This window comes from Gilliamella apicola (genome assembly GCF_003202655.1).
Taxonomy (GTDB): Bacteria; Pseudomonadota; Gammaproteobacteria; order Enterobacterales; family Orbaceae; genus Gilliamella; species Gilliamella apicola_R.
In genome coordinates this window covers 325571-349313 of the sequence record NZ_QGLR01000009.1, presented here as the reverse complement: position 1 = coordinate 349313, position 23743 = coordinate 325571, and the positions used below count along the sequence as shown (strand labels likewise).

The 23743-nt window shown below is 35.2% G+C and carries 16 protein-coding genes; 2 read left to right on the top strand and 14 right to left on the bottom strand.

The features are described from left to right. Window positions 1–2: 2 nt before the first annotated feature. The 5 genes from DKK70_RS06195 to DKK70_RS06175 form a co-directional block, all read right to left on the bottom strand. Window positions 3–458 carry a DUF441 domain-containing protein gene (locus DKK70_RS06195; RefSeq protein ID WP_110433203.1) on the bottom strand — a complete coding sequence of 152 codons (456 nt, stop codon included), beginning with the start codon at window positions 456–458 and terminating at the stop codon, window positions 3–5. Then, window positions 458–1168: a phosphoribosylaminoimidazolesuccinocarboxamide synthase gene (gene purC / locus DKK70_RS06190; protein ID WP_110423153.1), complete on the bottom strand. Its 711-nt coding sequence runs from the start codon at window positions 1166–1168 to the stop codon at window positions 458–460. The genes DKK70_RS06195 and purC overlap by 1 nt, the downstream gene beginning before the upstream one ends. A 255-nt stretch (window positions 1169–1423) precedes the next feature. Beyond that, a complete protein-coding gene (bamC, locus tag DKK70_RS06185; protein ID WP_110433202.1) occupies window positions 1424–2119 on the bottom strand; it encodes an outer membrane protein assembly factor BamC in 696 nt (231 codons plus the stop codon). A 35-nt stretch (window positions 2120–2154) separates the two neighbouring features. Then, the gene (dapA, locus tag DKK70_RS06180) at window positions 2155–3033 is read right to left on the bottom strand and encodes a 4-hydroxy-tetrahydrodipicolinate synthase (RefSeq protein WP_110433201.1); all 879 of its coding nucleotides are present in this window, start codon (window positions 3031–3033) and stop codon (window positions 2155–2157) included. A gap of 95 nt (window positions 3034–3128) precedes the next feature. Next, window positions 3129–3887: a Nif3-like dinuclear metal center hexameric protein gene (locus DKK70_RS06175; protein ID WP_110433200.1), complete on the bottom strand. Its 759-nt coding sequence runs from the start codon at window positions 3885–3887 to the stop codon at window positions 3129–3131. Window positions 3888–4488: 601 nt separating this feature from the next. Here DKK70_RS06175 and DKK70_RS06170 point away from each other — a divergent pair. Both DKK70_RS06170 and rnt read left to right on the top strand, forming a co-directional pair. Next, window positions 4489–5253 carry a tetratricopeptide repeat protein gene (locus tag DKK70_RS06170; protein WP_110433199.1) on the top strand — a complete coding sequence of 255 codons (765 nt, stop codon included), beginning with the start codon at window positions 4489–4491 and terminating at the stop codon, window positions 5251–5253. 106 nt (window positions 5254–5359) lie between these two features. Then, on the top strand, window positions 5360–6007 hold the full coding sequence (gene rnt, locus DKK70_RS06165; protein WP_110433539.1) for a ribonuclease T: 648 nt from the start codon (window positions 5360–5362) through the stop codon (window positions 6005–6007). Between the two features lie 62 nt (window positions 6008–6069). Here rnt and DKK70_RS06160 read toward each other — a convergent pair whose 3' ends face one another. The 9 genes from DKK70_RS06160 to DKK70_RS06120 form a co-directional block, all read right to left on the bottom strand. Continuing rightward, on the bottom strand, window positions 6070–6396 hold the full coding sequence (locus DKK70_RS06160) for a Grx4 family monothiol glutaredoxin (RefSeq protein WP_110433538.1): 327 nt from the start codon (window positions 6394–6396) through the stop codon (window positions 6070–6072). A gap of 312 nt (window positions 6397–6708) precedes the next feature. Continuing rightward, window positions 6709–7869 (bottom strand): hypothetical protein, encoded by a 1161-nt coding sequence (locus tag DKK70_RS06155; protein ID WP_146210851.1) that lies wholly within the window; start codon window positions 7867–7869, stop codon window positions 6709–6711. A gap of 593 nt (window positions 7870–8462) precedes the next feature. Continuing rightward, entirely contained in the window at window positions 8463–9995 is a 1533-nt protein-coding gene (locus DKK70_RS06150) for a hypothetical protein (protein ID WP_110433197.1), read from the bottom strand. 494 nt (window positions 9996–10489) lie between these two features. Next, a complete protein-coding gene (locus DKK70_RS06145) occupies window positions 10490–11953 on the bottom strand; it encodes a hypothetical protein (RefSeq protein ID WP_110433196.1) in 1464 nt (487 codons plus the stop codon). Window positions 11954–12784: 831 nt separating this feature from the next. Continuing rightward, a complete protein-coding gene (locus tag DKK70_RS06140) occupies window positions 12785–14281 on the bottom strand; it encodes a hypothetical protein (RefSeq protein ID WP_110433195.1) in 1497 nt (498 codons plus the stop codon). 651 nt (window positions 14282–14932) lie between these two features. Continuing rightward, window positions 14933–16486, bottom strand: a complete 1554-nt coding sequence (locus tag DKK70_RS06135; RefSeq protein ID WP_110433194.1) for a hypothetical protein — start codon at window positions 16484–16486, stop codon at window positions 14933–14935. Window positions 16487–17252: 766 nt separating this feature from the next. After that, entirely contained in the window at window positions 17253–18797 is a 1545-nt protein-coding gene (locus DKK70_RS06130; RefSeq protein ID WP_110433193.1) for a hypothetical protein, read from the bottom strand. A 770-nt stretch (window positions 18798–19567) separates the two neighbouring features. Next, complete coding sequence (locus DKK70_RS06125) at window positions 19568–20920, bottom strand: hypothetical protein (RefSeq protein WP_146210850.1); 1353 nt, start codon at window positions 20918–20920, stop codon at window positions 19568–19570. Window positions 20921–21842: 922 nt separating this feature from the next. Beyond that, window positions 21843–23186: a hypothetical protein gene (locus DKK70_RS06120; protein WP_110433191.1), complete on the bottom strand. Its 1344-nt coding sequence runs from the start codon at window positions 23184–23186 to the stop codon at window positions 21843–21845. Window positions 23187–23743 lie beyond the last annotated feature (557 nt).

The following is a 23743-nucleotide window of genomic DNA, read 5'->3' as shown; positions in this document are numbered from 1 at the left end:
GATTAACTTTTTCCAATCAATAACGACAAAATCCCCGCTGCAATTAATGGACCGACAGGTATCCCTTTGAAAAAAGCCACACCAATCAACGTGCCAATAATTAAGCCATTTATTATGGTTGGATGAGCACCAATTAATGATACACCGCGTGTTCCAAGCCAAGAAACTAAAATCCCAACTAAAATAGCCAACAGTGATTGCCAAGTAGTGAATGATTTTAAAATATCGGTGATATTTAATGAACCATCAGCCAATGGCACCATCATTGCCGCCGTTAAGATCACAATACCAATGGTTAAACCATATTGATTTAAAAATGGAAAATAACTTGCTAGGGGCGTTAATTTAAATAACAACAGTAACAATACAGCAAAAGTCACTGTGTTATTATGCGTGATATAACACAGTGCAGCTAAACCTAATAAAAGAAAGAAAGAGATGTCAAATTGGGCAAACATTAAAGCGGAACACCAATACGTTTAGCAACCTCTTCATAAGCCTCAATCACGCCACCTAAACCTTGACGGAAACGATCTTTATCCATTTTTTTCAAGGTTTGTTTTTCCCACAAGCGGCAACCATCTGGTGAAAACTCATCACCTAAGGTGATTTCACCCTTAAATAGACCAAACTCTAATTTATAGTCAACTAGAATTAATCCGGCTTTATCAAATAGCTCGGTTAAAACGCTATTGATTTTAAAGCTTAGTGCCTTCATGGTAGCTAACTGTTCATCAGTTGCCCAACCAAAGGCTTTACAGTGTGACTCATTAACCATTGGGTCATGTAAAGCATCATTTTTTAAGAAGAGTTCAAAGGTTGCTGGATTGAGTATTTTACCTTCTTCAACCCCTAAACGTTTAACTAATGAACCCGCAGCACGGTTACGCACTACACATTCAACCGGCACCATTTCAAGTTTTTTTACTAGTACTTCATTGTCTGATAATAAGGCTTCAACTTGTGTTGGAATGCCTGCTTCACGCAACTTAGTCATAATAAAATAGTTAAACTTATTATTTACCATTCCCTTACGATCTAACTGTTCAATGCGCAGTCCATCAAATGCCGAGGTATCATTACGAAACTCAAGAATCAATAGATCAGGATTGTCAGTGGTGTAAACAGTTTTTGCTTTACCACGATAAAGCTCAGCCAACTTTTTCATGTTTATAACCTTATATCAATTTACCAATAAATAATTAAGGAGCTATACGCCCCTTAATGTCAAATCTAGTTTTGTTACCTTGCTATTTCAATCCTAAGCTAAGATACCTAAAATTAATCCGCTATTAGGTTAAAATAGACTAAATAACAGCTCCGTTTTAATTCGTTTAAATGAAAGATTATTCAATCATTAACCTACCGACGTTTACTGACTTTACCTTTAAGGTTTTATTTCAGATCGATATGGATTTAATCATTAATCATCTTTTTTATTTTCATCTGTACTGTCTTTAACCGGCACAGTCCATAGCGATTCAGGAGCGACATCATTCATTATGTGATTAAATAACCCAACCACATAACGCTGGACTTCAATTGGTTGTGACATAAGATTTTCACCACCGCGTGTTAATGCACTTAACACAATAGTGATTGTTTCAGCACTGCCATGCATTTGGCGTGTCAAAACAAAAGATGCATTGACCGGTTGTTGTTCATCTTTACGAGTAATAATCGCACCATTGATTTTAATAGTTGTACTATCGCTTGAACTTATCTGAATATTCTGTTTGTTTAAAGTATTCGGGATATTATTCCAAATGCCATAACTGACAGGCACATTAAAGTTGACCGTACCATTTTTATAAACTACAAAAGCATCTGGAATAGTAGAGATAGTTAATTCTGGTGGACGAATATCCAACTGTTTACCAACGGCACCTTCAACATTATTATTAATAACATAATATTCACCCACCTCTTGTGGTACGGAAACGCCTTTAGGAATAATTAACGATTTTAAAGCGGGTGCATTGAGATAATCTTCATTGCTATCAACCTCGCGTTTATAACGTTGATCGTTACTACATCCAACAACAAACATAGAAGTAATAACCGATAAAACAGCTATTTTCTTTAAGGTTTTGCTTTTCAATTCAGTTTTATTCAACATAGATTTCTGCTTTTTAATTAAGGTTATAGTCAATATTAAAGTAATTTAGCATCTTTCAATGCTTGCTCAACCACTGGGATAGATGCGTCACTTAATTGCACTAGCGGTAAACGGATAGTACCATTAGCCATTAAACCTAAGCGAGTACACGCCCATTTAGCTGGCGTTGGATTAGGCTCTATAAATAAATGGGTATGTAGTGCCATTAGAGAATCGTTCAAATTTCTTGCTTGTTGGATTTGGTTGTTAAACGCCAATTCACAAACAGTTGCGACTTGTTTTGCCGCTACATTAGCTGTGACCGAAATAACACCGTCACCACCTAAAATAATAAAGTCTAAGAAAGTTGCATCATCTCCACTTAATAACTTAAAGTCATCGCCAACTAATTTACGTGTCTTATAAACGCGAGATAGATCGCCTGTTGCATCTTTTAATGCAATAATATTTTTAATTTTAGCTAATCGTCCTACCGTTTCAGGTTTAATGTCGCTACATGTACGACCAGGAACATTATAAATAATTTGTGGTAATGGCGAGCTTTCGGCAATAGCTTTGAAATGTTGGTATAAACCTTCCTGAGTTGGTTTATTATAATAAGGCGCTACGGTTAAACAGCCAACCACACCAATATTTTCAACTTGACGCGTCAATTCAATTGCCTCTTTAGTGGCATTTGAACCGGTACCAGCAATAATATCGATTCGACCTTCTGCATAATCGATAGTGCGCTTAATAACATCAATATGTTCATTATGATCGAGCGTTGCTGATTCGCCAGTAGTTCCCACAGATACAATGGCAGATGTGCCGTTTGCAATATGATATTCGACCAATTTTTTTAAGCTTACATGGTCGACATTTCCTTTCGTATCCATTGGGGTAACAAGTGCGACCAAACTTCCTGTAAACATAAAGTGACCTCTCATATTATTGATAGTAAAACAACTTAAAGATTAAAAAAACTGCGAATAAGTATGCGATATTTCTTATTTAAATTCAACTTTTGTTATGCAGGATTATCAATATCCACAAAAATAATTTGTAAGTCATACTGGCTAGCTAACCATTCACCTAATTTTTTAATGCCATAACGTTCAGTTGCATGATGACCGGCGGCATAAAAATTAATGCCATATTCTCGTGCGATATGAATTGTGCGTTCAGATACTTCACCAGTAAAAAACGCATCGACACCTAGCTGGGCGGCCGATTCAATATAATCCTGTCCCCCGCCACTACACCATGCAACTCGGTTAATCACTGTGGGGGCATTATCTCCACAAAATAAAACAGAACGACGGCCATCATGAAGTTTTTGTTCAAGTTGTTGTTTAAATTCAAGCGCAGTTAAAGGACTATTGAGTGTCCCTTTAAAAAGTAAATCGGTAATATCATCACGCGCATCAACCGTAATATCAAACATATTCCCAAGTAACACATTATTGCCCAATACTGGGTGACCATCTAATGGAAGATGGTAACTATATAAATTAATATCGTGACTGAGTAAAGTCTTCATTCGATTATATTTAATGCCTGTGATAGTTTCAGGCTCGTTCTTCCAAAAATAACCATGATGAACCAACACCGCATCGGCACAAAGTTCGACCGCTTTATCTAACAACAATTGACAAGCCGTTACCCCAGTAACAATTTTCTTAATTTCTGATCGACCTTGGACTTGTAAGCCATTCGGTGCATAGTCACGATATCGCGACACTTGTAATTCATTATTGATGATCTGTTGAAGTTCTAATTGATGCATAACAACCTCTATGCGAATTGAGTATCATTGTTAGTGATTTTCCGAAGTACTTCAGGATGAGTATCTGCAAATTTTAATCAACAATTTTGCTGACCGCTATGGTTTACCGCCTTCCTTGTCTCCAGCCTTATATCGTTTTTTTAGATATACCGAGTAAGTTAACAAACTCTTATTGGCTCATAGCTGTTTTTTGTCTAGCTTCGGCGATGGAGGTTAATTTCACTCTAGTGGTTTTACTATTTTACTTAGTTAACATCTTATCCACTAAAGTACTTAGACGTTTGCCGAGTTTTTCATCAGTACAAATACCAGCTTCCTGAAATTTTCTATTTTTTACTATAGTTAAATTCCTTCAATATTGAGAGTATCATCTACCATATTGGGTAAATATGAGCTTCTCAATAATCAAACCATTGTACCTCATTGACATATAACCTCAACTACTATTCCGCGATACGAATAATATATTGTGATTAAACAATATAATGGTTAATAAAACATCAAAAATCAACTTGCTTACAATTTAAAATTCATTTTAACCTAATTACATGATAAATTGTCGCATCTTTAAAAAATAACATTGATTAAAAAGAGAATTATTGTGCCTATTTTGGGAATTGGTTTAAGTACGCTTTTTGCGGTATTTTTTGCGATTCATGCGATAAAAAACAACCAAGATCGTTATTGGATATACCTTTTATTTATGTTTCCTGTTGTTGGGTGTCTTGCTTATTTTTTTGTTTGCTACTTACCTGATATTCGGGCAACCCGCACTGGTTATGAAATTGAATCATTGTTACGAAAAGCCATCGACCCACAACGTGAACTACGTGAAGCGCAGAATAATTATGACTTATCACCAACCGTCGATGCCCAGATTCGCTTAGCAAAAGCGCTAGTCGACAATAATCGTGCTAATGAGGCCCTAGCCTATTATCAACAAGCTTTATCAGGGATCTATAAAACCGCACCAGATATCTTGTTGCAATATGCTAATGCGTTATATCAAGATAAACAATTTAGCAAAGCTAAAGAAATGCTCGACTACCTTCGCGAAACCAACCCTAACTACTATTCGGATGAAGGCCATCTACTTTACACTAAAATTCTGGTTTCGCTCAATCAAATTGAGCAAGCCAAAGAGGAGTTTGAAGCACTTATTGATTACTATCCAAGCTTTGAAGCTATCTCTTACTATTTGCAAACACTGATTGATTGGAATGAGATTAATAAAGCAAATCAAGTTTTACAAATTATCAATCACCGCTTAAAGCATTTACCTAAACATGCTAAAAAACTTAACAATCAATGGATTAGAGAGATTAATCAATCACGACAAAAATTGAGTTCAATTGACCGTCAATAATTTATTGATAACGGATTTAATCTATGTTTAATGTTTTAAATTGATTCTAGTCGAAATAGCTAAAAACTGGCATAATATCATTAATTCTCGTAAAAATAAGACAACTATTGTGCCGAACGCTAAATTATGTGAACGTTTTCGTGGATTTTATCCAGTCGTTATTGATATTGAAACTTCAGGTTTCGATCCCCAGCAAAATGCAATCTTAGAAATTGCCGCCATCACTTTAAAAATGGATGACGATGGTTTTTTATTGCCGGATCAAACCTTACAATTTAACGTCAATCCTTTTGAAAACGCCATTTTAGAGCCAACCGCTTTAGCCTTTAACGGCATTGACCCTGATAACCCTTTACGTGATGCCGTTGATGAAAAAGTCGCATTAGAAGCAATATTCAAAGTGGTTAGAACAGGCATTAAAGAAAATGAGTGTACCCGAGCGGTGATTGTTGCCCATAATGCCCATTTCGATCACCGTTTTTTAATGGCTGCATCAGAGCGAGCGGGGATTAAACGTAATCCTTTTCACCCTTTTGCCACTTTTGATACTGCTTCACTTTGTGGATTAGTATTTGGTCAAACCGTGCTTGCCAAAGCCTGTGAAGCAGCGCAAATTCCTTTCGATCATAAACAAGCTCATAGCGCTTTATATGACACCGAAAAAACCGCGATTCTATTTTGTGAAATCGTGAATCGTTTTAGACGATTAGGAGGTTGGCCATTAGCGGTTGATGAGTCGGAAAATGAAGAATAGTAAAATTCCATATCAAGAAATAAAAAAGAGAGCTTGAATGCTCTCTTTTTTTGCATCATCAATTATGATTTATGCTTTTCAGCTGTCTCTTTAATTAATGTTTGTAATTCACCAGTTTGGAACATCTCAAGCATAATATCACAACCACCAATCAACTCGCCTTCAACCCAAAGTTGTGGAAAGGTTGGCCAATTAGCAAATTTTGGCAATTCAGCACGAATATCCGGATTTTGTAAAATATCAACATACGCAAACGGCACACCACATTGCGATAACACCTGCACCGCTTGAGCAGAAAAACCACAACTTGGTAATTTTGGCGACCCTTTCATATACAGTAGAATTGGATTTTCAGCAATTTGCCGTTTAATCTTATCAAGCGTTGTCAATTCAGTTGTCATTAGGTTGATTCCTTAATATACGATAAAAATAAAGACGCTATTTTAGCGTAGAACAATTGCAAGTTATATAGATTTCAACTTTCACTCTAATAGATAAATATAACTTAATGGGCATTTTTTTATTGAGGACTAATTTTAACAAAATGATAGCTAAAAAAACGAATTGTTCAAATTTTTAACGTTAAAACCTTTTCTTAAATATTAACCATCTCAAATTAACTGTCACATCAGTTTTTCATATTGTTACTGTTGTTTAACTAATTATTAGTGATTATTTCTATAGTTCTTTTTTGACCAAAACTAAGGTACAGTACAAAGACCTCGGAGTAGTATATCGCTGGAATGCGAATTGATATGACCATTATTTGAGTGAACGGAAAAATACCCTCCCATATTTGAAGGATCAATCGTCCAGTAGTTATGATTGTCTTGTTGATTACCATTATAATAGTCCATATAACCCCACTCAGAGAAGAATCCTGCAGCGATTATACGTTGATAATTATTACCGTTTGACGGTGGAGTAGCGCCAACCGAACTCTGACAAGAAGGGCTGCTCCATGGTCCAGCACAAATCGAATTAGTTAAATCTTTAACATGAGGAAGCCGGTAGCCTATATTGTTACACCAGGATAAGGTACTATCATAAGTGTAATAGTTATGATCACCACGATTAACATACCACTGTTTTAATTGAAAACCATATTTAACCACCACATTCCCGTTGCTATCTCTACCTACTAACTCAAACGTTTGTGGTAGTACAGGTTTGGCAACTCGTCCTGGTGTATTTGAGTTAAATTGTGAATCTTTAGCGGCTGGTCCCGTTAATGTCACAGTAACTCGTGAACCCGTAGAATCAGGTGTTATCTCAGCTTTAATCCCCTCATGTTCAACCTCATCCCATCTTAAAGGTCTAGCCCCACCTATATCTAACTCAAAATACAATTTATTCATTCCTGTGCTAGGAAAATTCATAGCATAAGATGATAATGTTGTAGACTGAGGAATAAAACCTTTATTAATGTTCCACATTGAAGATGGACCACGAAAATCAATACCACTAATTTCGGTATTTGAACCATAAGCTAATTGTGGTCTGACAAAACAAATTTTTGGTTCTATCTTAGGATTAATGTAATACGTCGCATGACTACCCGTAAAAAGACTCCGATTAGGAACACCATATTGGGTTGTTAATTCACCACTGGTACTAATTAATGTTAGTTTATATGGTGCTCTACAGATATCCAAAGCTGCATTACGTGATACTGTTTGGTTATCCTTATCAGTGATAGTTAAACTTAAATTACCTGTTGCTGAAATACCCAGAAGACCATCACCATCATCATCTCCCCAAAAATTATACGGCGAACCTATCACTGAATTTAATGCGATCGAATCATTATCAATCGGAATATACATATTAACATTAGCTAATGTTTCACCCAGATTTGGCAAAATTATTGGTTTGATTGACGAATTATTATTGGCTGTATATTTTCTTCCATCAGATAAACTGATACTTAATAAATAGTTGGTATTATTAACTCGAGTTTGACCGCCATCGAAGGTTAAATAAGGTGCATTTCCTTGAATAATATTCGTTGTATAAGCCGATAAAGCTTGGCAACTAATTGAAAACGATAGGAATAGAAGTGGTGCTACAGCTAAATAAATCCTTGAAAATAAAGATAAAGTATAAGGGATATTTAAAAATCGATGAAAAAACGGACTATAGGAGAATTTTAAACGTTGGTCACCTGAATTAGCTAACTTTATAATATAGGTTAGACAGGTTGGGTGTTGGGTGTTGGGTGTTGAAAATTATATTGCATTTCGACATTCCTGTCAAGTAATATACTGATTTATTTGTTTTTTTATACTTCTCATTGATAATTTCAACCGCTTACATTAAACGGTTGAAAAAGTATAGTGACTGAAAAATCAATATGCAATATTTTTTTATTTTTAATTGTTAACTTTCGTAAAGATGATCATTTAAGTCGCTAAAATGACAACCTCTAATGTTCATTCTAACTAAGGAATAAGAGCTAAGGGTAGACACAAAGCAGGCCTATGTATTCAGTACTACTCCAACCCACGGATCCATCGTTCAAAACTATAAAATGGCTATAACGGTTGAATTCCTCAAACGTCCAATACCAAAACGTACTGAAGTTAGTACCTGGGTTATATTCTATTGGTCCCCACTCGGTGAGGAACCCTGCATCAATATTACGTTGGTAATGATTACCGGATGATGCTGGTGTAGCACCAACAGCACCTACACAGTAAGAACCAACGTTTACTCCTTGACAAGTCGCGTTAGTTAACTCTTGTACTTTAGGCAACCGATATCCAATATTATTACACCAAGATGTTTTAGCATACAAGTATCTTAAATTACCACGACTGACGAACCACTGTTTTAAAACAAAACCATACTTGACGACTTCGTTATTATTATTGTCAAAGCCGACTAGCTCAAATACCTGAGGTAAAGATGGCTTAACTATATTGCCCGGATTATTTGAATCCCATTGTTTTTTTTCAGTAGAAGGACCTTCCAGGGTGACTCGAACGCTAGTATTTGTTGAATTAGTCATCTTCGCCTTAATATCACCCACAGGTGAAACCGCCTTCCACGTTAAAGGTTGAGCAACACCACCTATCTCTAGATCAAAATATAAACCATTAGCTCCCGTAGTAGGAAAATTTGAACCATAAGACGACGGCGTAACTGACTGAGGAAAAAATCCCCTATTATGGAGCCAAATAGAAGCAGGGCCAGCAAGATGACCAGAACCAGAATAGTTACTTGAGTAGGGTTTAGCAAAACAAATCACTGGTGCTGCTTTAGGATTAATATAATAACTGACATTACTTGCGCTAAAATGACTTTCATTCGGTACACCATAACGTGTTGTTAGGGTACCATCAGTGTTAGATAACGTTAGTTTATAAGGCGCACTACAAACCTTAAGCTCTTCATTACGGGCAACCGGTTGGTTATTTTTATCAACAATGGATAAACTTAAACTACCAGTAACAGTTATACCATTAATCCCCTGACCATCGCCATCATCATCACCCCAATAATTATAAGGGGGGCCAATAAGTGAACTTAATGCAATAGAATCTGTATTGGTTGGCACTAACATACCAATATCCGCAAAACTCTGACCTGCAACAGGTAAAACGATAGGATTGTCTTTTGAATTAGGAGTTGCGGGAGTGAATATGCTACCATCAGAAAGAGATATTCCAAGTAACTCGTCAATGTTGGTTGTTTGAGAACGACCGCCGTCAAAGGTTAAATATGGGGCACTACCGTTGATTTTATTCGAAGTTATAGACGTTAACGCATAGATAGGATAAGAAGTTATTAACGGTAAAACAAACGTTACACCTAAAAGCAACTGCCGGCATAAAAAGAAACGTTGCAAGGATTGCAATAAAATTCCTGCAATTTCATGCAATTTCGATAAAAAATAAATTACGGTGAAAAATAAAGTTTGCGAGCTTAATTTTACCGAATTTAAATTATAGGTTATCCATGTTGAGTGTTGAAAATTAAAAATCATTCCGACGATCCTGTCATTTAACTTTATGTTTAATTTAAATTTTATAACTCTGTCCGACTAAAATATAGCCATTCAATTCCTTGAAAAGGTTAAAATAGTATAAAGATCCCAAAATATCCCCGCAACTTTTGTAAAGAAAAGCATTGAATTAACCGCATATCGAAACATAATATATTGTGGCTAAACAAAAAAATAACGCCTATATTCTCGCCACAAATAGTCACTCTTAATAATAAAATTTATAATAAAAATCGCACTTTAGTTTAATTATTAACTATTTTGATAATTTAGTGGCTGACTTTGATAATTTCGAGGAGAATTATAAAGTACAAAAATCCCTTTCCTTAGTTGTTAACAAAAACATCGCACCTCAATAATAAAACCACCCCAGTTGGGGTAGATAATTGAATTGTTCTACAACATCGCCGTAATCCAGAACTCGGATATTGTATTTATGAATTGATTATAATTACTTAACTCATTTAATTTTTTTGTCAAAGAATAGGAGCATGATCTGTTACGCAAAATGCCGTTCTTAGGAAAATGTTAGGAGCATATCCATAAATGCCGCCACCTTGATGGCCTACAAGAAAACCATAGGTTATATTGTTATATTCAACTGTTCTCCCCGTCCAATAGCCTGCACTTGGATCAATACTTTCATCATATTTCGATATTACTCCCCATTCAGCTAAAAGACCCCCGCCGATTTTACGGTGGTAATTATTACCTAATGAGAGAGGTTTAATACCAGATTGGGCTCGGCAACTACCATCATTAGTTGAACCGATTGTATCCGAGCAATACGCGTTAGTTAAATCCGTAATATCTGAAAGTTTATATCCTACTTTTTCACACCATGATTTTTGTGCAAGAGCAAATGCAACTCCTGGTACAGGATTAGGATTATTATCCTCATCAGCTAGGTCAGACATAAGTTGATCATCTTCCGCACTTCGTTTCTTATCTCCTCGATAAACGAACCACCGCTGCAAATTAAAACCATACTTGACGACTTCTCTATTATTACTGTCACGACCAATTAACTCAAATACCTTAGGTAAAGATGGCTTCTTGATGATAACACCCGGCTCCGGATCTCTTATTTGTGAATAAGTCGCAGAAGGTCCAGTTAGGGTGACGCGAACACTGTTTTTTGTTGAATTGTTCATAGTAGCAGTAATTCCATCATGAGAAACATTTTCCCAAGTTAAGGCTTGATCATTACCAGCAATAATCAAATCAAAATATAAACTATTAGCGCCAGTAGTCGGGAAGTTTTTATTATATGATGACTGTATGAAAAAGCCATTATTAGGAGACCATTCATTTTCGTTAGGCAGACCAGCATTGGGTCCTGTACCCTTCTCTAAATTTGGTCTCGCAAAACAGATTGAAGGTGTTGGCTTAGGATTAATATAATAAGTCACATTACTTGCGACAAAATCAATACTTTTAGGAACACCATAACTCGTTTCTAATTTACCTTCTGTACTAGTTAATTTAACTCTATAAGGTGCATTACAAATCGTTGGAACGGTATTACGAGATATAACTTGATTATTTTTATCAACAATAGACAAACTTAAACTACCGGTGGCTGTTATACCATTAAGGCCTTGACCATCACCATCATCATCACGCCAATAATTATAAGGTGCGCTAATAAGAGAATTCAATTCAATTGAATCTGAGTCAGCTGGTATCACCATACCAATATCAGCAAAACTCTGACCAAAGTTAGGTAAAACGATAGGATTTGTTTGACTTGAAGTATTGGTTGCAGGGGTATATTTATCCCCATTAGAAAGGGAGATTTCAAGTAGACCATCGGCATTTATTACTGGCGTACGACCATCGTCAAAAGTTAAATATGGTGCACTACCATTAATTACATTCGTAGTTTTAGACGTTAATGCATGGCTAGAATAGGTAGTTATTATCGAACAACTAAACATTAACCCCAGAAAGAATCGATATAAGGATTTCGATAAAACCCTCATAATTCTGCGCAATTTAGATAAAAAATTATTTTTGACGAGAAATAAAAGTTGGGAACTTAATTTTGATGAATTTAAATTATAGGTTGGCCATGTTGGGTGTTGGGTGTTGGGTGTTTAAAATTATAAACCATTTTGATGCTCTCTGTCAACTAACTTTCTGTTTAATTTATATTTTATAATTCTAACCGACTAAAATACAGCCGATAATTACCTTCAAAGTTCCGCGATAGTATAAAGATCGAAGAAAAACTCCGCAATCTATTTTCATCGATTAATTGTTAACTTTCGTAAAGATGATCATTTAAGTATCTAAAATGACAACCTCTAATGTTTATTCTAACTAAGGAATAAGCGCTTTACCTCATCTTACAAACTTAAAGGATTTAACAATAAGAAATTTTATTTTAGTGAAAAATAGTTGTTTTTATGCGTATATAAAAAGAATCTTGGTTTTTGGGTTGGGTTTTTGGTCAGTTTTTGAACTATAAACAGTGTATTCTTCAACTTTAAGTTGCTTTATTTAATTCTTCAGTTTCGATGAAGTTTTAATAATTTAATCTCTAGAATCATAAATTACCTCCGTTACTTATATACGTTTACTGTAAAAAACACCATCCTCAAATATATAAATCAGCTCAATTAGAACGGATGGCTGATTTGCGTTAATGTCATAAAATCGCTATTTATCACCCATTTCGTCAACACCATTGCCTTCGCTAGGAGAATCCTAACTTTACTTTTGCTTGTTCCCGACCAGACCAAAGCTTAAGATCTAAAAAATAAGGGTTAAGGATAAACGCAAATTACGCCCGTGGGAAAAGTACTCCAACTTACGGATCCATCGTAATTAACTATATAAAGGCCAGAAAAACTGGATTTATCAGCCGTCCAATTGTAAATCTCATTGAAGTTAGTACCAGGGTAAATACTTATTACCCCCCACTCGGGGATGAACCCTGCACCAATACTACGTTGAAAATAATTACCTGATGATGCAGGTGTACCACCAACAGTACCTTCAAAACTCGCGTTAGTTAAGTCTTTTACATTAGGCAGCCGATAATCACCAATTTTTTTACACCACGATGTTGCATCAACATACTCGTATGATCTGTTACCACGACTAACGAACCACTGTTTTAAAACAAAACCATACTTGAGGACTTCGTTATTATTATTGTCAAGGCCGACTAACTCAAATATCTGAGGTAAAGATGGTCTACCGATATTGCCAGGATTAGTTGAACCCCATTGAGTTTCATCAGTAGAAGGACCTGTCAGGGTGACTCGAACGCTAGTATTTGTTGAATTGGATATCGTCGCCTTAATATCACCATTAGGTGAAACCGCTTTCCAAGTTAAAGGTTGAACAATACCGCCTAAATCTAAATCGAAAGATAAATTATTAGCACCCGTAGTCGGAAAGTTTAAACCATAATTTGATGAAACAAATGACTTAGGCAAAAAACCCTTTCCGGCATACCAATCAGAACCAGCATAAATACCCCAACTGGTACTCGAGTAGGGTTTAACAAAACAAATCTTTGGTGCTGCCTTAGGATTAATATAATAACTGATATTACTTGCGCTAAAAGGACTTTCATTTGGTACACCATAACGGGTTTTTAGTGTACCTTCACTATTAGATAAGGTTAATTTATAAGGGGCATTACAAATTGTTAGCACGGTATTACGTGATACAGTCTGATTATTTTTATCAACAATGGATAAGCTTAACCTACCAGTAACAGTTATACCATTAATCCCCTGACCATCGCCATCATCATCCCCCCAATAATTATAGGGAGGGCCAATAAGTGAACTTAATGCAATAGAATCTGTATTCGTTGGCACTAACATACCAATATCCAGAAAACTCTGACCGGCAACAGGTAACTCAATAGGATTGTTATTTAAATTAGGGGTTGCGGGCGTGAATGTTCTACCATCAGAAAGGGATATCCCGAATAGCGGTTCGATATTAGTCACCCGGGTTTGACCACCGTCGAAAGTTAAATATGGCGCATTACCATTAATTACATTCAAAGTTTTAGTGGTTAAGGCAAGGCTAGAATAGGAAGTTATTAGCATCAAGCCAAACAATAGCCCTAAAAAGATCTGCTGGGATAAAACGCAACGATCTAAGGATCGCGATAAAATTCGCGTAATTCTATGCAATTTCAATGAAAAATAAATTGGCGTGAAAAATAAAGATTTGGTGCTTAATTTAGCCGAATTAAAATTATAGGTTGTCCATGTTGGGGGGTGGAAATTATAATCCATTCCGACGTTCCTGTCATATAACTTTATGTTTAATTTAGATTTTACATCTTTGAGCGACTAATCCACAGCCGATCATTTCCTTTAAAAGGTTAAAATAGTATAAAGTTCGAAAAAAATCTCCGCAATCTATTTTCATCGATTAAAGGTTAGATTTAGTAAAGATGACCATTTAAGTCTCTAAAATGACAACCTCTAATGTTTATTGTAACTAAGGAATAAGCGCTTTACCTCTTCTTACAAACTTAAAGGATTTAACAATAAAAAATTTTGTTTTAGAGAAAAATAGTCGTTTTTATGCGTATATAAAAAGAATCTTGGATTTTTGGTCGGTTTTTGAACTATAAAAATGCATTCTTCTACTTTAAGGTGCTTTATTTAATTCTTCAGTTTCAATGAAGTTTTAATAACTTAACCTCTAGAATGATAAATTCCCCCCGTTACTCATATACGTTTACTGTAAAAAACACCTTCCTCAAATATAAATCCGCTCAATTAGAGCGGATCGATAAATCATGTTAATGCCACAAATTCGGTTCTTATCACCCAGTTCGACAATACCATTATCTTTGTAAAGCAATTATTCTTTAGAATCCTAACTCTATTTTTCCTACCTCCTCACTTGCTTATGGATTAAGATCTAAGGAGTTAATGCTAAGGATAGACGCAAACCCCGTTGGTTGTATCACTAGTACCAAAGCTAGCTACATGACCAAAGTACGTGCTAACAACAAAAAACAGATTATTCGAACTAAACGGATCACTTGTCCAATAGGGAGTGTTGGCGAAGTTGGCACCAGTATAATCGGTCAATGTCCCCCACTCCGTGAAGAAACCTGATCCAATGCGCCGCTGGTAATGATTAACAGGTGACGAAGGTGTAGCACCGACAGCACCTAGACAATGAGGCCCCGAATAAGTTCCTCGACAAGCTGCGTTAGTTAAATCTTTAACCATAGCTAAACGGTAACCAATTTTTGTACACCAAGATGATAAACTAGAATAGTTATATTTATCAGTACCACGATTAACAAACCATTGCTTTAACTCAAATCCATATTTAACGACAGCATTGCCATGACTATCACGACCAACTAACTCAAATACCAGAGGCAAAGATGGTCTATCGATATTATCCGGATTATTTGAACTCCATTGCGAGTTGATTGCAACTGGGCCAGTTAGGGTAACGCGAACGCTGGTATTAGTTGAATTGGTCATAGTTGCCGTAATACCATCGTGAGAAACTGGTGCCCAAGATAAGGCCTGATTAATACCACCAATATCTAAATCAAAATACAAATTATTAGCACCAGTAGTCGGGAAGTTTAAACCATAAGACGATGGCGTAACAGACTTGCGAAGAAAACCCTTATCAGGGTTCCAAATGGAAGCAGGACCTGCATAATTACCTGTACCATTATTCAAGTTAGGTTTTGCAAAACAGAGTGCTGGTGATGCTTTAGGATTAATATAATAACTGACATTACCTGCCGTAAAACGACTTTCATTAGGAACCCCATAACGTGTTTTTAATGTACCTTCAGTATTTGATAAGGTTAATTTATAAGGGGCATTACAAATAGTCAGCACTTCATTACGGGTAACAACTTGATTATTTTTATCGACAATGGATAAATTTAAACTACCCGTAGCGCTGATACCATTAACCCCTTGACCATCGCCATCGTCGTCACCCCAATAATTATAAGGCGTGCCAATAAGTGAACCTAATGCGATAGAATTTGTATTTGTTGGCACTAACATAGCAATATCCGCAAAGCTCTGACCATCAGTAGGTAAAACAATAGGATTGCCTAAACTTGAATTATTGTTTGTAGGCGTGTATTTATCACCATTCGAAAGGGATATCCCGAGCAAACCGTCGGTATTTATTGCTTGGGTGCGACCACCGTCAAAAGTTAAGTATGGTGGATTGCCATTAATTATATTCGTAGTTTTAGAGGTTAAAGCCCGGCTAGAATAGGAACTTATTAATAATAAACCAAATGAGAGCCCTAAAAAGATCTGCTGAGATAAAAAGGAACGATGCCAGAATGGTGATAAGTTCCGTGGAATTCTATGAAATTTCGATAAAAAATTAATTGGAGTGAAAAATAAAAGTTGCGAGCTTAACTTTAACGAATTTAAATTAGTTGGTTGTCCATGTTCTGTGTTCTGTGTTCTGTGTTGAAAATTATAATGCATTTCGACAGCCCTGTCAAGTAATATCTTGATTTATTTATACTTTACACTTGCTATTTGAACTTAACCGTTTACATCAAACGGTTAAAAAAGTATAGTGACTGGAAAAACACGATTCAACATTTTTTTATTTTTATTTGTTAACTATCGTAAAGAACAGATAAAAAGATTGGTATAATTTACCTTCTCATATAAATGGATTAAATGGTAATGGTTTATTTAATACCATCGAAGTTAAAAAAGCTAAACATTAGCTTTAAAAACTGCAACTTATTAGAATAATAACAATAGAAAATTGTAGTTAATTACATTTTTTCCGCATTTTATAAAATAAGCTATTTTTTTGTAAAAACAGTCAAGAACCCATATCGTCAACCAATATTTATTTTATAAAAATATGGAGTTAACTGATTTAAACATGATTGCCAATACATTAATTTTTTAGCATAAATAGTAATAAAAAACTGTTGTTAATAACATTCATTTTGTAATTTATAAATTAAGTGATTCTTTTAAAAAGAATCAAGCTCTCTACACCGTTAGACGATGTTTGTTTACTAAAAATATTTACTAAAAACATCATTCCTCAAAAATAAATTTAACCAAATTATTGAGGATGGATGATTCTCACTGACGCCAAACCATCGCTTTTTATTACTCACTTCGTCAAGGCAATTGCTTTTGCTAGGCAATTATTCTCAAGCAAACTAACTCTATATTTCCCCTCCTTAGCGCTCAAATATATGGATTAAGAACAATGAAACATGTGCTAAGGATATACGCAGAGTACGTGGTTTCTAGAGAAATCGGAAGAATATTGCGACAGCACTAAACCCGTTTTTGGATCAACAGTACCGATGTAACGACCATTGATATCGCTTGTCCAATAGTAAGACCTATCTTCTAAGCCTCCGGCAAAGTTAGCACTCTTATATTGATCCATTCTTCCCCACTCCGTAAATAGCCCGGTAGCAATACGACGCTGGTAATAATTTCCAGGTGATGATGGCATAGCGCCAACAAAATCTTGAACAGTTGCATTAGTTAAATCACTGACCGTTGGAAGACGGTATCCGATATTATCGCACCATGAAGATGTAAGAGAATAAGTGAGATACCTAGGACTATTGACATACCATTGCTTTAACACAAAGCCATACTTGACAACCGCGTTACCATCATTATCACGACCGACTAACTCAAATATCTGAGGCAAAGATGGCTTAGAAATGCTCCCCGGATTACTTGAATTCCATTGCGATTGTGTAGCAACAGGACCAGTTAAGGTGACTCGCACGCTGGTATTTGTTGAATTGGTCATAGTAGCTGTAATACCATCACGAGAAACTGGTGCCCAAAAAAGGGGTTGATTAATACGTCCTATATGTAAATCAAAATACAAATTATTAGCGCCAGTTGTAGGAAAGTTTAAATGGTAAGAGGATGGAACATATGATTGGATAAGAAAACCATTCTGATAATCCCATATGGAAGCAGGACCAGCAAATTCACGGTGATTAAAGTCATTTGGTGAACCATTTACTAAATTAGGCTTAACAAAACAGACCATTGGTGATTCCACCTTAGGAATAATATAATATATGGTACTACCTGAACTAAAAAGAGTCTCTCTAGGTACACCGTATCGTGTTACTAATTTACCCCCACTATAAGATAATGTTAATTTATAAGGCGCTCTACAAATAGAGAGTTCTTGGTTACGTGTAACTACTCGATTGTCTTTATCAGCAATTAATAATCTTAAATTACCATTAGCATAGATACCATTAGCACCATCACCATCGCCATCATCATCACCCCAATAATTATAAGGTGGATCAATAAGTGCTTTTAAAGCAATATAATTTGTATTCGTTGGCACAAACATGTCAATATCGGCAAGACCCTGACCAACTTCAGGTAACTCAATTGGTTCGGTTAAACTTGAACTATTAGTTGTGGGGGTAAATTTATCACCATTAGAAAGATATATTCCAAGTAGATCTTCGGTATCAGTCGCACGTGTTCGACCACCATCGAAGGTTAAATATGGCGGATTGCCATTAATTATATTCGAAGTTTTAGACGCCAACGCGTGGCTAGTATAGGAAGTCATTAACAACAAGCCAAATGAGAACCCTAAAAAGATCTGCCGGGATAAAAAGGAACGAAGCCAGAATGGTGATAAATCTCGCTGAATTCCATGAAATTTGGATAAAAATTTAATTGAAGTAAAAAATAAAAGTTGCGAGCTTAGCTTTAGCGAATTTAAATTATAGGTTGTCCATGTTTCGTTTTTAAAATCTTCATGCATTTTGACAATCCTGTCGGCTATTCCATTAATTTATCTGCGATTTTGTACTTATTATTTAAATTTTAACCGATTACATTAAACAGTTAAAAAAAGTATAGTGACAGTAAAAAGATGATGCAACATTTTTTTATTTTTATTTGTAAACTATAGTAAATAATGGACAAAATGATTGGTATAATTAAGCTTTCCCTATAAATGAATTAAGTGGTGACGGTTTATTTAACACCTTTGAAGTTAAACAAGTAAAACGTTATCTTTCAATAGAGCAAATTATTAGAATAATAACAATAGAAATTATTGTTAATTACATTTTTTCCGCATTTTATAAAATAAGCTATTTTTTGTAAAAATAGTCAAGAGCCCCATATCGTCAACCAGTATTCATTTAAGAAAAAATATAGAGTTAACCGATTTAAATATGATTGCCAATACATTAATTTTTTCAGCATAAATAGTAATAAAAACTGTTGTTAATTACATTCATTTTGTAATTTATAAATTAAGTTATTCTTGTAAAAAGAATCAAGCTCTCTATACCGTCAGCCGATGTTTGTTGATTAAAAATATTTACTAAAAACATCATTCCTCAAAAATAAATTTAACCAAATTATTGATGATGGATGATTCTCACTGACGCCAGACCATTGTTTTTACTACTAACTTCGTCAAGGCAATTGCTTTTGCAAGGTAATTATTTTCTAACAAACTAACTTTAGTTTTCCCTATATTTAGTTCACTTTAACCAAGGATTAAAAACTAAGAAATTAACCCTAAGGATAGACGCAAAGACCAATAATGTCGCGCGAACTAGTGGGAGTTATAGCCACGGTACCATGGTATGAACCAACGGAAAACTGGTCAAGACCGGTAGCATCACTCGTCCAATAATGATAGTGACCGAAGCTGGCATTAGGGTAAGCCGGCATGAACCCCCACTCCGTGAAAAACCCAGCTCCAATACGGCGTTGATAATGATTATTAGGTGACGAAGGTGTAGCGCCTACAGCACCTTGGCAGGGATAAAGCCCTCCAGCCCAAGTTCCTTGGCAAGTCGCGTTAGTTAGATCATTAACCTTAGGTGTACGGTATCCAATATTGGCACACCAAGATGATGTATTAGAATAGTCGTATCTATCAGAACCACGGTTGACAAACCATTGTTTTAACTCAAATCCATATTTGACGATATCATTACCACGACTATCTCGACCGACTAACTCAAATACCTGAGGCAAAGATGGTTTATCGATATTCCCCGGATTACTTGAATTCCATTGCGTTGGTGTAGCAACAGGACCAGTTAGGGTGACGCGAACACTGGTATTTGTTGAATTGGTCATAGTAGCAGTAATACCACTATGAGAAACTGCCGCCCAAGATAATGCTTGATTACTACCAACAATATTCAAATCAAAATACAAATTATTAGCACCAGTAGTCGGGAAGTTTAAACCATAAGACGATGGCGTAACTGACTGAGGAATAAAACCCTTATTAGGGTGCCAAATGGTAGCAGGGCCAGCAAAATTACCTGAACTTTTATTCATGTCCGGTTTAGCAAAACTAATCATTGCTAATATCTTAGGATTAATATAATAAGTGACATTACTCGCAGTAAAATGACTTTCATTAGGTACACCATAACGTGTTTTTAGCATAGCATTAGTATTAGATAATGTTAATTTATAAGGTGCGTTAGAAATAGTAAGCACTGTATTACGCGATACCGGCTGATTATTTTTATCAACAATGGATAACATTAGACTACCAGTAGCGGTAATACCATCTCTCCCCTGACCATCGCCATCAACATCACCCCAATAATTATAAGGCGCATCAATAAGTGAACTCAATGCAATAGAATCAGCATTCGTTGGCACTAACATAGCAATATCCGCAAAACTCTGATCTACAGCGGGTAAAACGATAGGATTGACTGAACTTGAATTATTAGTTGAGGGAGTATATTTATCGCCATTCGAAAGGGATATCTCAAGCAGACCGTCGGTATTTGTTATTTGGCTGCGGCCACCGTCGAGAGTTAAATATGGCGGATTACCATTAATTATATTCGAAGTATTAGCGGTTATGGCTAGGCTAGAATAGGGAGTTATTAATAACAAGACAAATGCGAATTCTAAAAAAATATGCAGGAATAAAAAGGAATGATATAAGAATTGTCGTGAAAAAAATTGCATAATCTGGTGCAATTTCGATAAAAAATAAATTAAGGTGAAAAATAAATGTCGCGAGTTAAACTTTGGGAAAGTTATATTATAAGCTGACCAAATTGCCTGATTAAAACCATAATACATTTCGACTGTTCCATCAAATAATCTTCTGAATTATATGTTTTTTCACACTAATCAATTAGATTCAAACCGTTTACATTAAACGGATAAAAAAGTATAGTGACTGGAAAAACACGATGCAACATTTTTTTATTTTTATTTGTTAACTATCGTAAAGAACAGATAAAAAGATTGGTATAATTTACCTTCTCATATAAATGGATTAAATGGTAACGGTTTATTTAATGCCATCGAAGTTAAAAAAGCTTAACATTAGCTTTTTTAACTGCAACTTATTAGAATAATAACAATAGAAAATTGTTGTTAATTACTTTTTTCCTCATTCCTTAAAAAAGGTTATCTTTTAGAAAAATTGTCAAGAACTCATGCTATAAGCCTTTGTTTATTCATTAAAAATATAGAGTTAAACAATTTAAATATTATTCTTAATACATTAATTTTTTAGAATAAGGATTAATAAAAAGTTATTGCTAATTACATTCATTTTGTAATTTATAAATTAGGTTATTCATTTGTAGAAATGAATCAAGCAGTCTATGCCATCAGTAGATATTAACTAATTAAAAAAATTTATTAAAAAACTATTCCTCAAAAAATAAATTCATCCAATTAGTGTCGATAATTTACATTAATGTCACGAAATCGTTTTTGTAAGTCAATTCTTATCTAGCGAACTGACGCAATTTTTCCAGCTCATACTGCGTCAGTTTCGATTTAAACATTAAAAAATTAATTAAGGATAGGCACAAATTCCATGGTCGATGGATGTATAGCGAGAGGCATTACCACTGTTCGAGCTAACAACAAACTGGTGATTACTTGTACTTTGCACATCACTCGTCCAATAAGCATAATAATTGAATTCAGCAGAGTCGTAATAAGACACAGATCCCCACTCTGCAAAGAATCCCCCACCAATGCGACGCTGGTAATAATTATTAGGTGATGAAGGTGTAGCACCAACTACACCTTCACACCAATAACCTGAATTCGCTCCTTGACAAGACGTATTAGTTAGATCCTTAACATTAGGCATGCGATATTTTATATTAGTACACCAAGATAATATATTAGGATAATCAAATTCCTGATGACCACGATTTACGAACCACTGCTTTAACTCAAATCCATATTTGACGACGGCATTACCATGACTATCACGACCAACTAACTCAAATACCTGAGGTAAAGATGGTCTGTCGATTTCGCCTGGATTATCTGATTGCCATTGCAATGGCTTTGCTACTGGGCCGGTTAGCGTAACGCGAACGTTATTACTAGTTGAATTAGTCATAGTTGCCGTAATACCACCGTGAGAAACTGGTGCCCAATATAAGGCCTGATTAATACCACCTATTTCTAAATCAAAATACAAATTATTTGCACCAGTAGTAGGAAAATTTGAATCGTAAGATGAAGGCATAACCGACTGCGGAAGAAAACCCCTATCAGGATTCCATATAGAATCCGGACCTGCATAATAACCACTTCCATTAATTAAAATTGGTCTAGCAAAGCAGACCGAAGGTGATGCCTTAGGATTAATATAATAACTGACATTACCTGCCGTAAAACGACTTTCATTAGGAACCCCATAACGTGTTTTTAATGTACCTTCAGTATTTGATAAGGTTAATTTATAAGGCCCGTTACAGATAGCCAGTACTTCATTACGGGTAACTGCTTGATTATTTTTATCAACAATGGATAAGCTTAAACTACCCGTAGCGGTGATACCATTCCCCCCTTGACCATCGCCATCGTCGTCACCCCAATAGTTATAAGGTGTACCAATAAGTGAACTTAATGCGACAGAATCTGTATTTGTTGGCACTAACATAGCAATATCCGCAAAGCTCTGGCCGGCAGTAGGTAAAACGATAGGATTGACTAAACTTGAATTATTGGTTGTGGGCGTATATATATCACCATTCGAAAGGGATATTCCGAGCAAACCGTCGGTGTTTGTTATTCGGGTGCGACCATTGTCGAAAGTTAAATATGGCGAATGGCCATTAATTATATTCGTAGTTTTAGAAGTTAAAGCAAGGCTCGAATAGGAAGTTATTAACAACAAGCACAATGAGAACCCTAAAAAGATCGGCTGAGATAAAAAGGAATCACGCCAGAATACCGATAAGTTTCGCTGAATTCCATGAAATTTCGATAAAAATTTAATTGGAGCAAAAAATAAAAGTTGCGAGTTTAACTTTAACGACGTTAAATTATAGGTTGTCCATATTGTGTGTTGTGTGTTGAAAATTATAATGCATTTCGACAGCCCTGTCAAGTAATTTTATGATTTATTTTCACTTTATATTTATTATTCAAATTTTTACCGTTTGCAATAAACGGTTAAAAAAGTATAGTGACTGAAAAAACACTATGCAACATTTTTTTATTTTATATTTGTTAACTATCGTAAAGAACTGACTAATGAATTGGAACAACTAAGCTTTTTATAAACAGAATTTTTTTACCATTATTCAGTTTTTCTTCAAAAAAAATAAAAAGTTAAATAAATTAAACAACCTACTCTATAAGTTATAAAAATAAACTGATCCCCAAAAACCAAATAGGATAAAATCGAATAACCAGAAAACGAACCTATACCAATGATTTTTAGATAATAGA

What these genes read in the sequence shown, in the direction of transcription:
- DKK70_RS06195 (WP_110433203.1), bottom strand. Translation starts at nt 458, where the DNA reads ATGTTTGCCCAATTTGACATCTCTTTCTTTCTTTTATTAGGTTTAGCT.
- purC (WP_110423153.1), bottom strand. Translation starts at nt 1,168, where the DNA reads ATGAAAAAGTTGGCTGAGCTTTATCGTGGTAAAGCAAAAACTGTTTAC.
- bamC (WP_110433202.1), bottom strand. Translation starts at nt 2,119, where the DNA reads ATGTTGAATAAAACTGAATTGAAAAGCAAAACCTTAAAGAAAATAGCT.
- dapA (WP_110433201.1), bottom strand. Translation starts at nt 3,033, where the DNA reads ATGTTTACAGGAAGTTTGGTCGCACTTGTTACCCCAATGGATACGAAA.
- DKK70_RS06175 (WP_110433200.1), bottom strand. Translation starts at nt 3,887, where the DNA reads ATGCATCAATTAGAACTTCAACAGATCATCAATAATGAATTACAAGTG.
- DKK70_RS06150 (WP_110433197.1), bottom strand. Translation starts at nt 9,995, where the DNA reads ATGATTTTTAATTTTCAACACTCAACATGGATAACCTATAATTTAAAT.
- DKK70_RS06145 (WP_110433196.1), bottom strand. Translation starts at nt 11,953, where the DNA reads ATGTTTAGTTGTTCGATAATAACTACCTATTCTAGCCATGCATTAACG.
- DKK70_RS06140 (WP_110433195.1), bottom strand. Translation starts at nt 14,281, where the DNA reads ATGGATTATAATTTCCACCCCCCAACATGGACAACCTATAATTTTAAT.
- DKK70_RS06135 (WP_110433194.1), bottom strand. Translation starts at nt 16,486, where the DNA reads ATGCATTATAATTTTCAACACAGAACACAGAACACAGAACATGGACAA.
- DKK70_RS06130 (WP_110433193.1), bottom strand. Translation starts at nt 18,797, where the DNA reads ATGCATGAAGATTTTAAAAACGAAACATGGACAACCTATAATTTAAAT.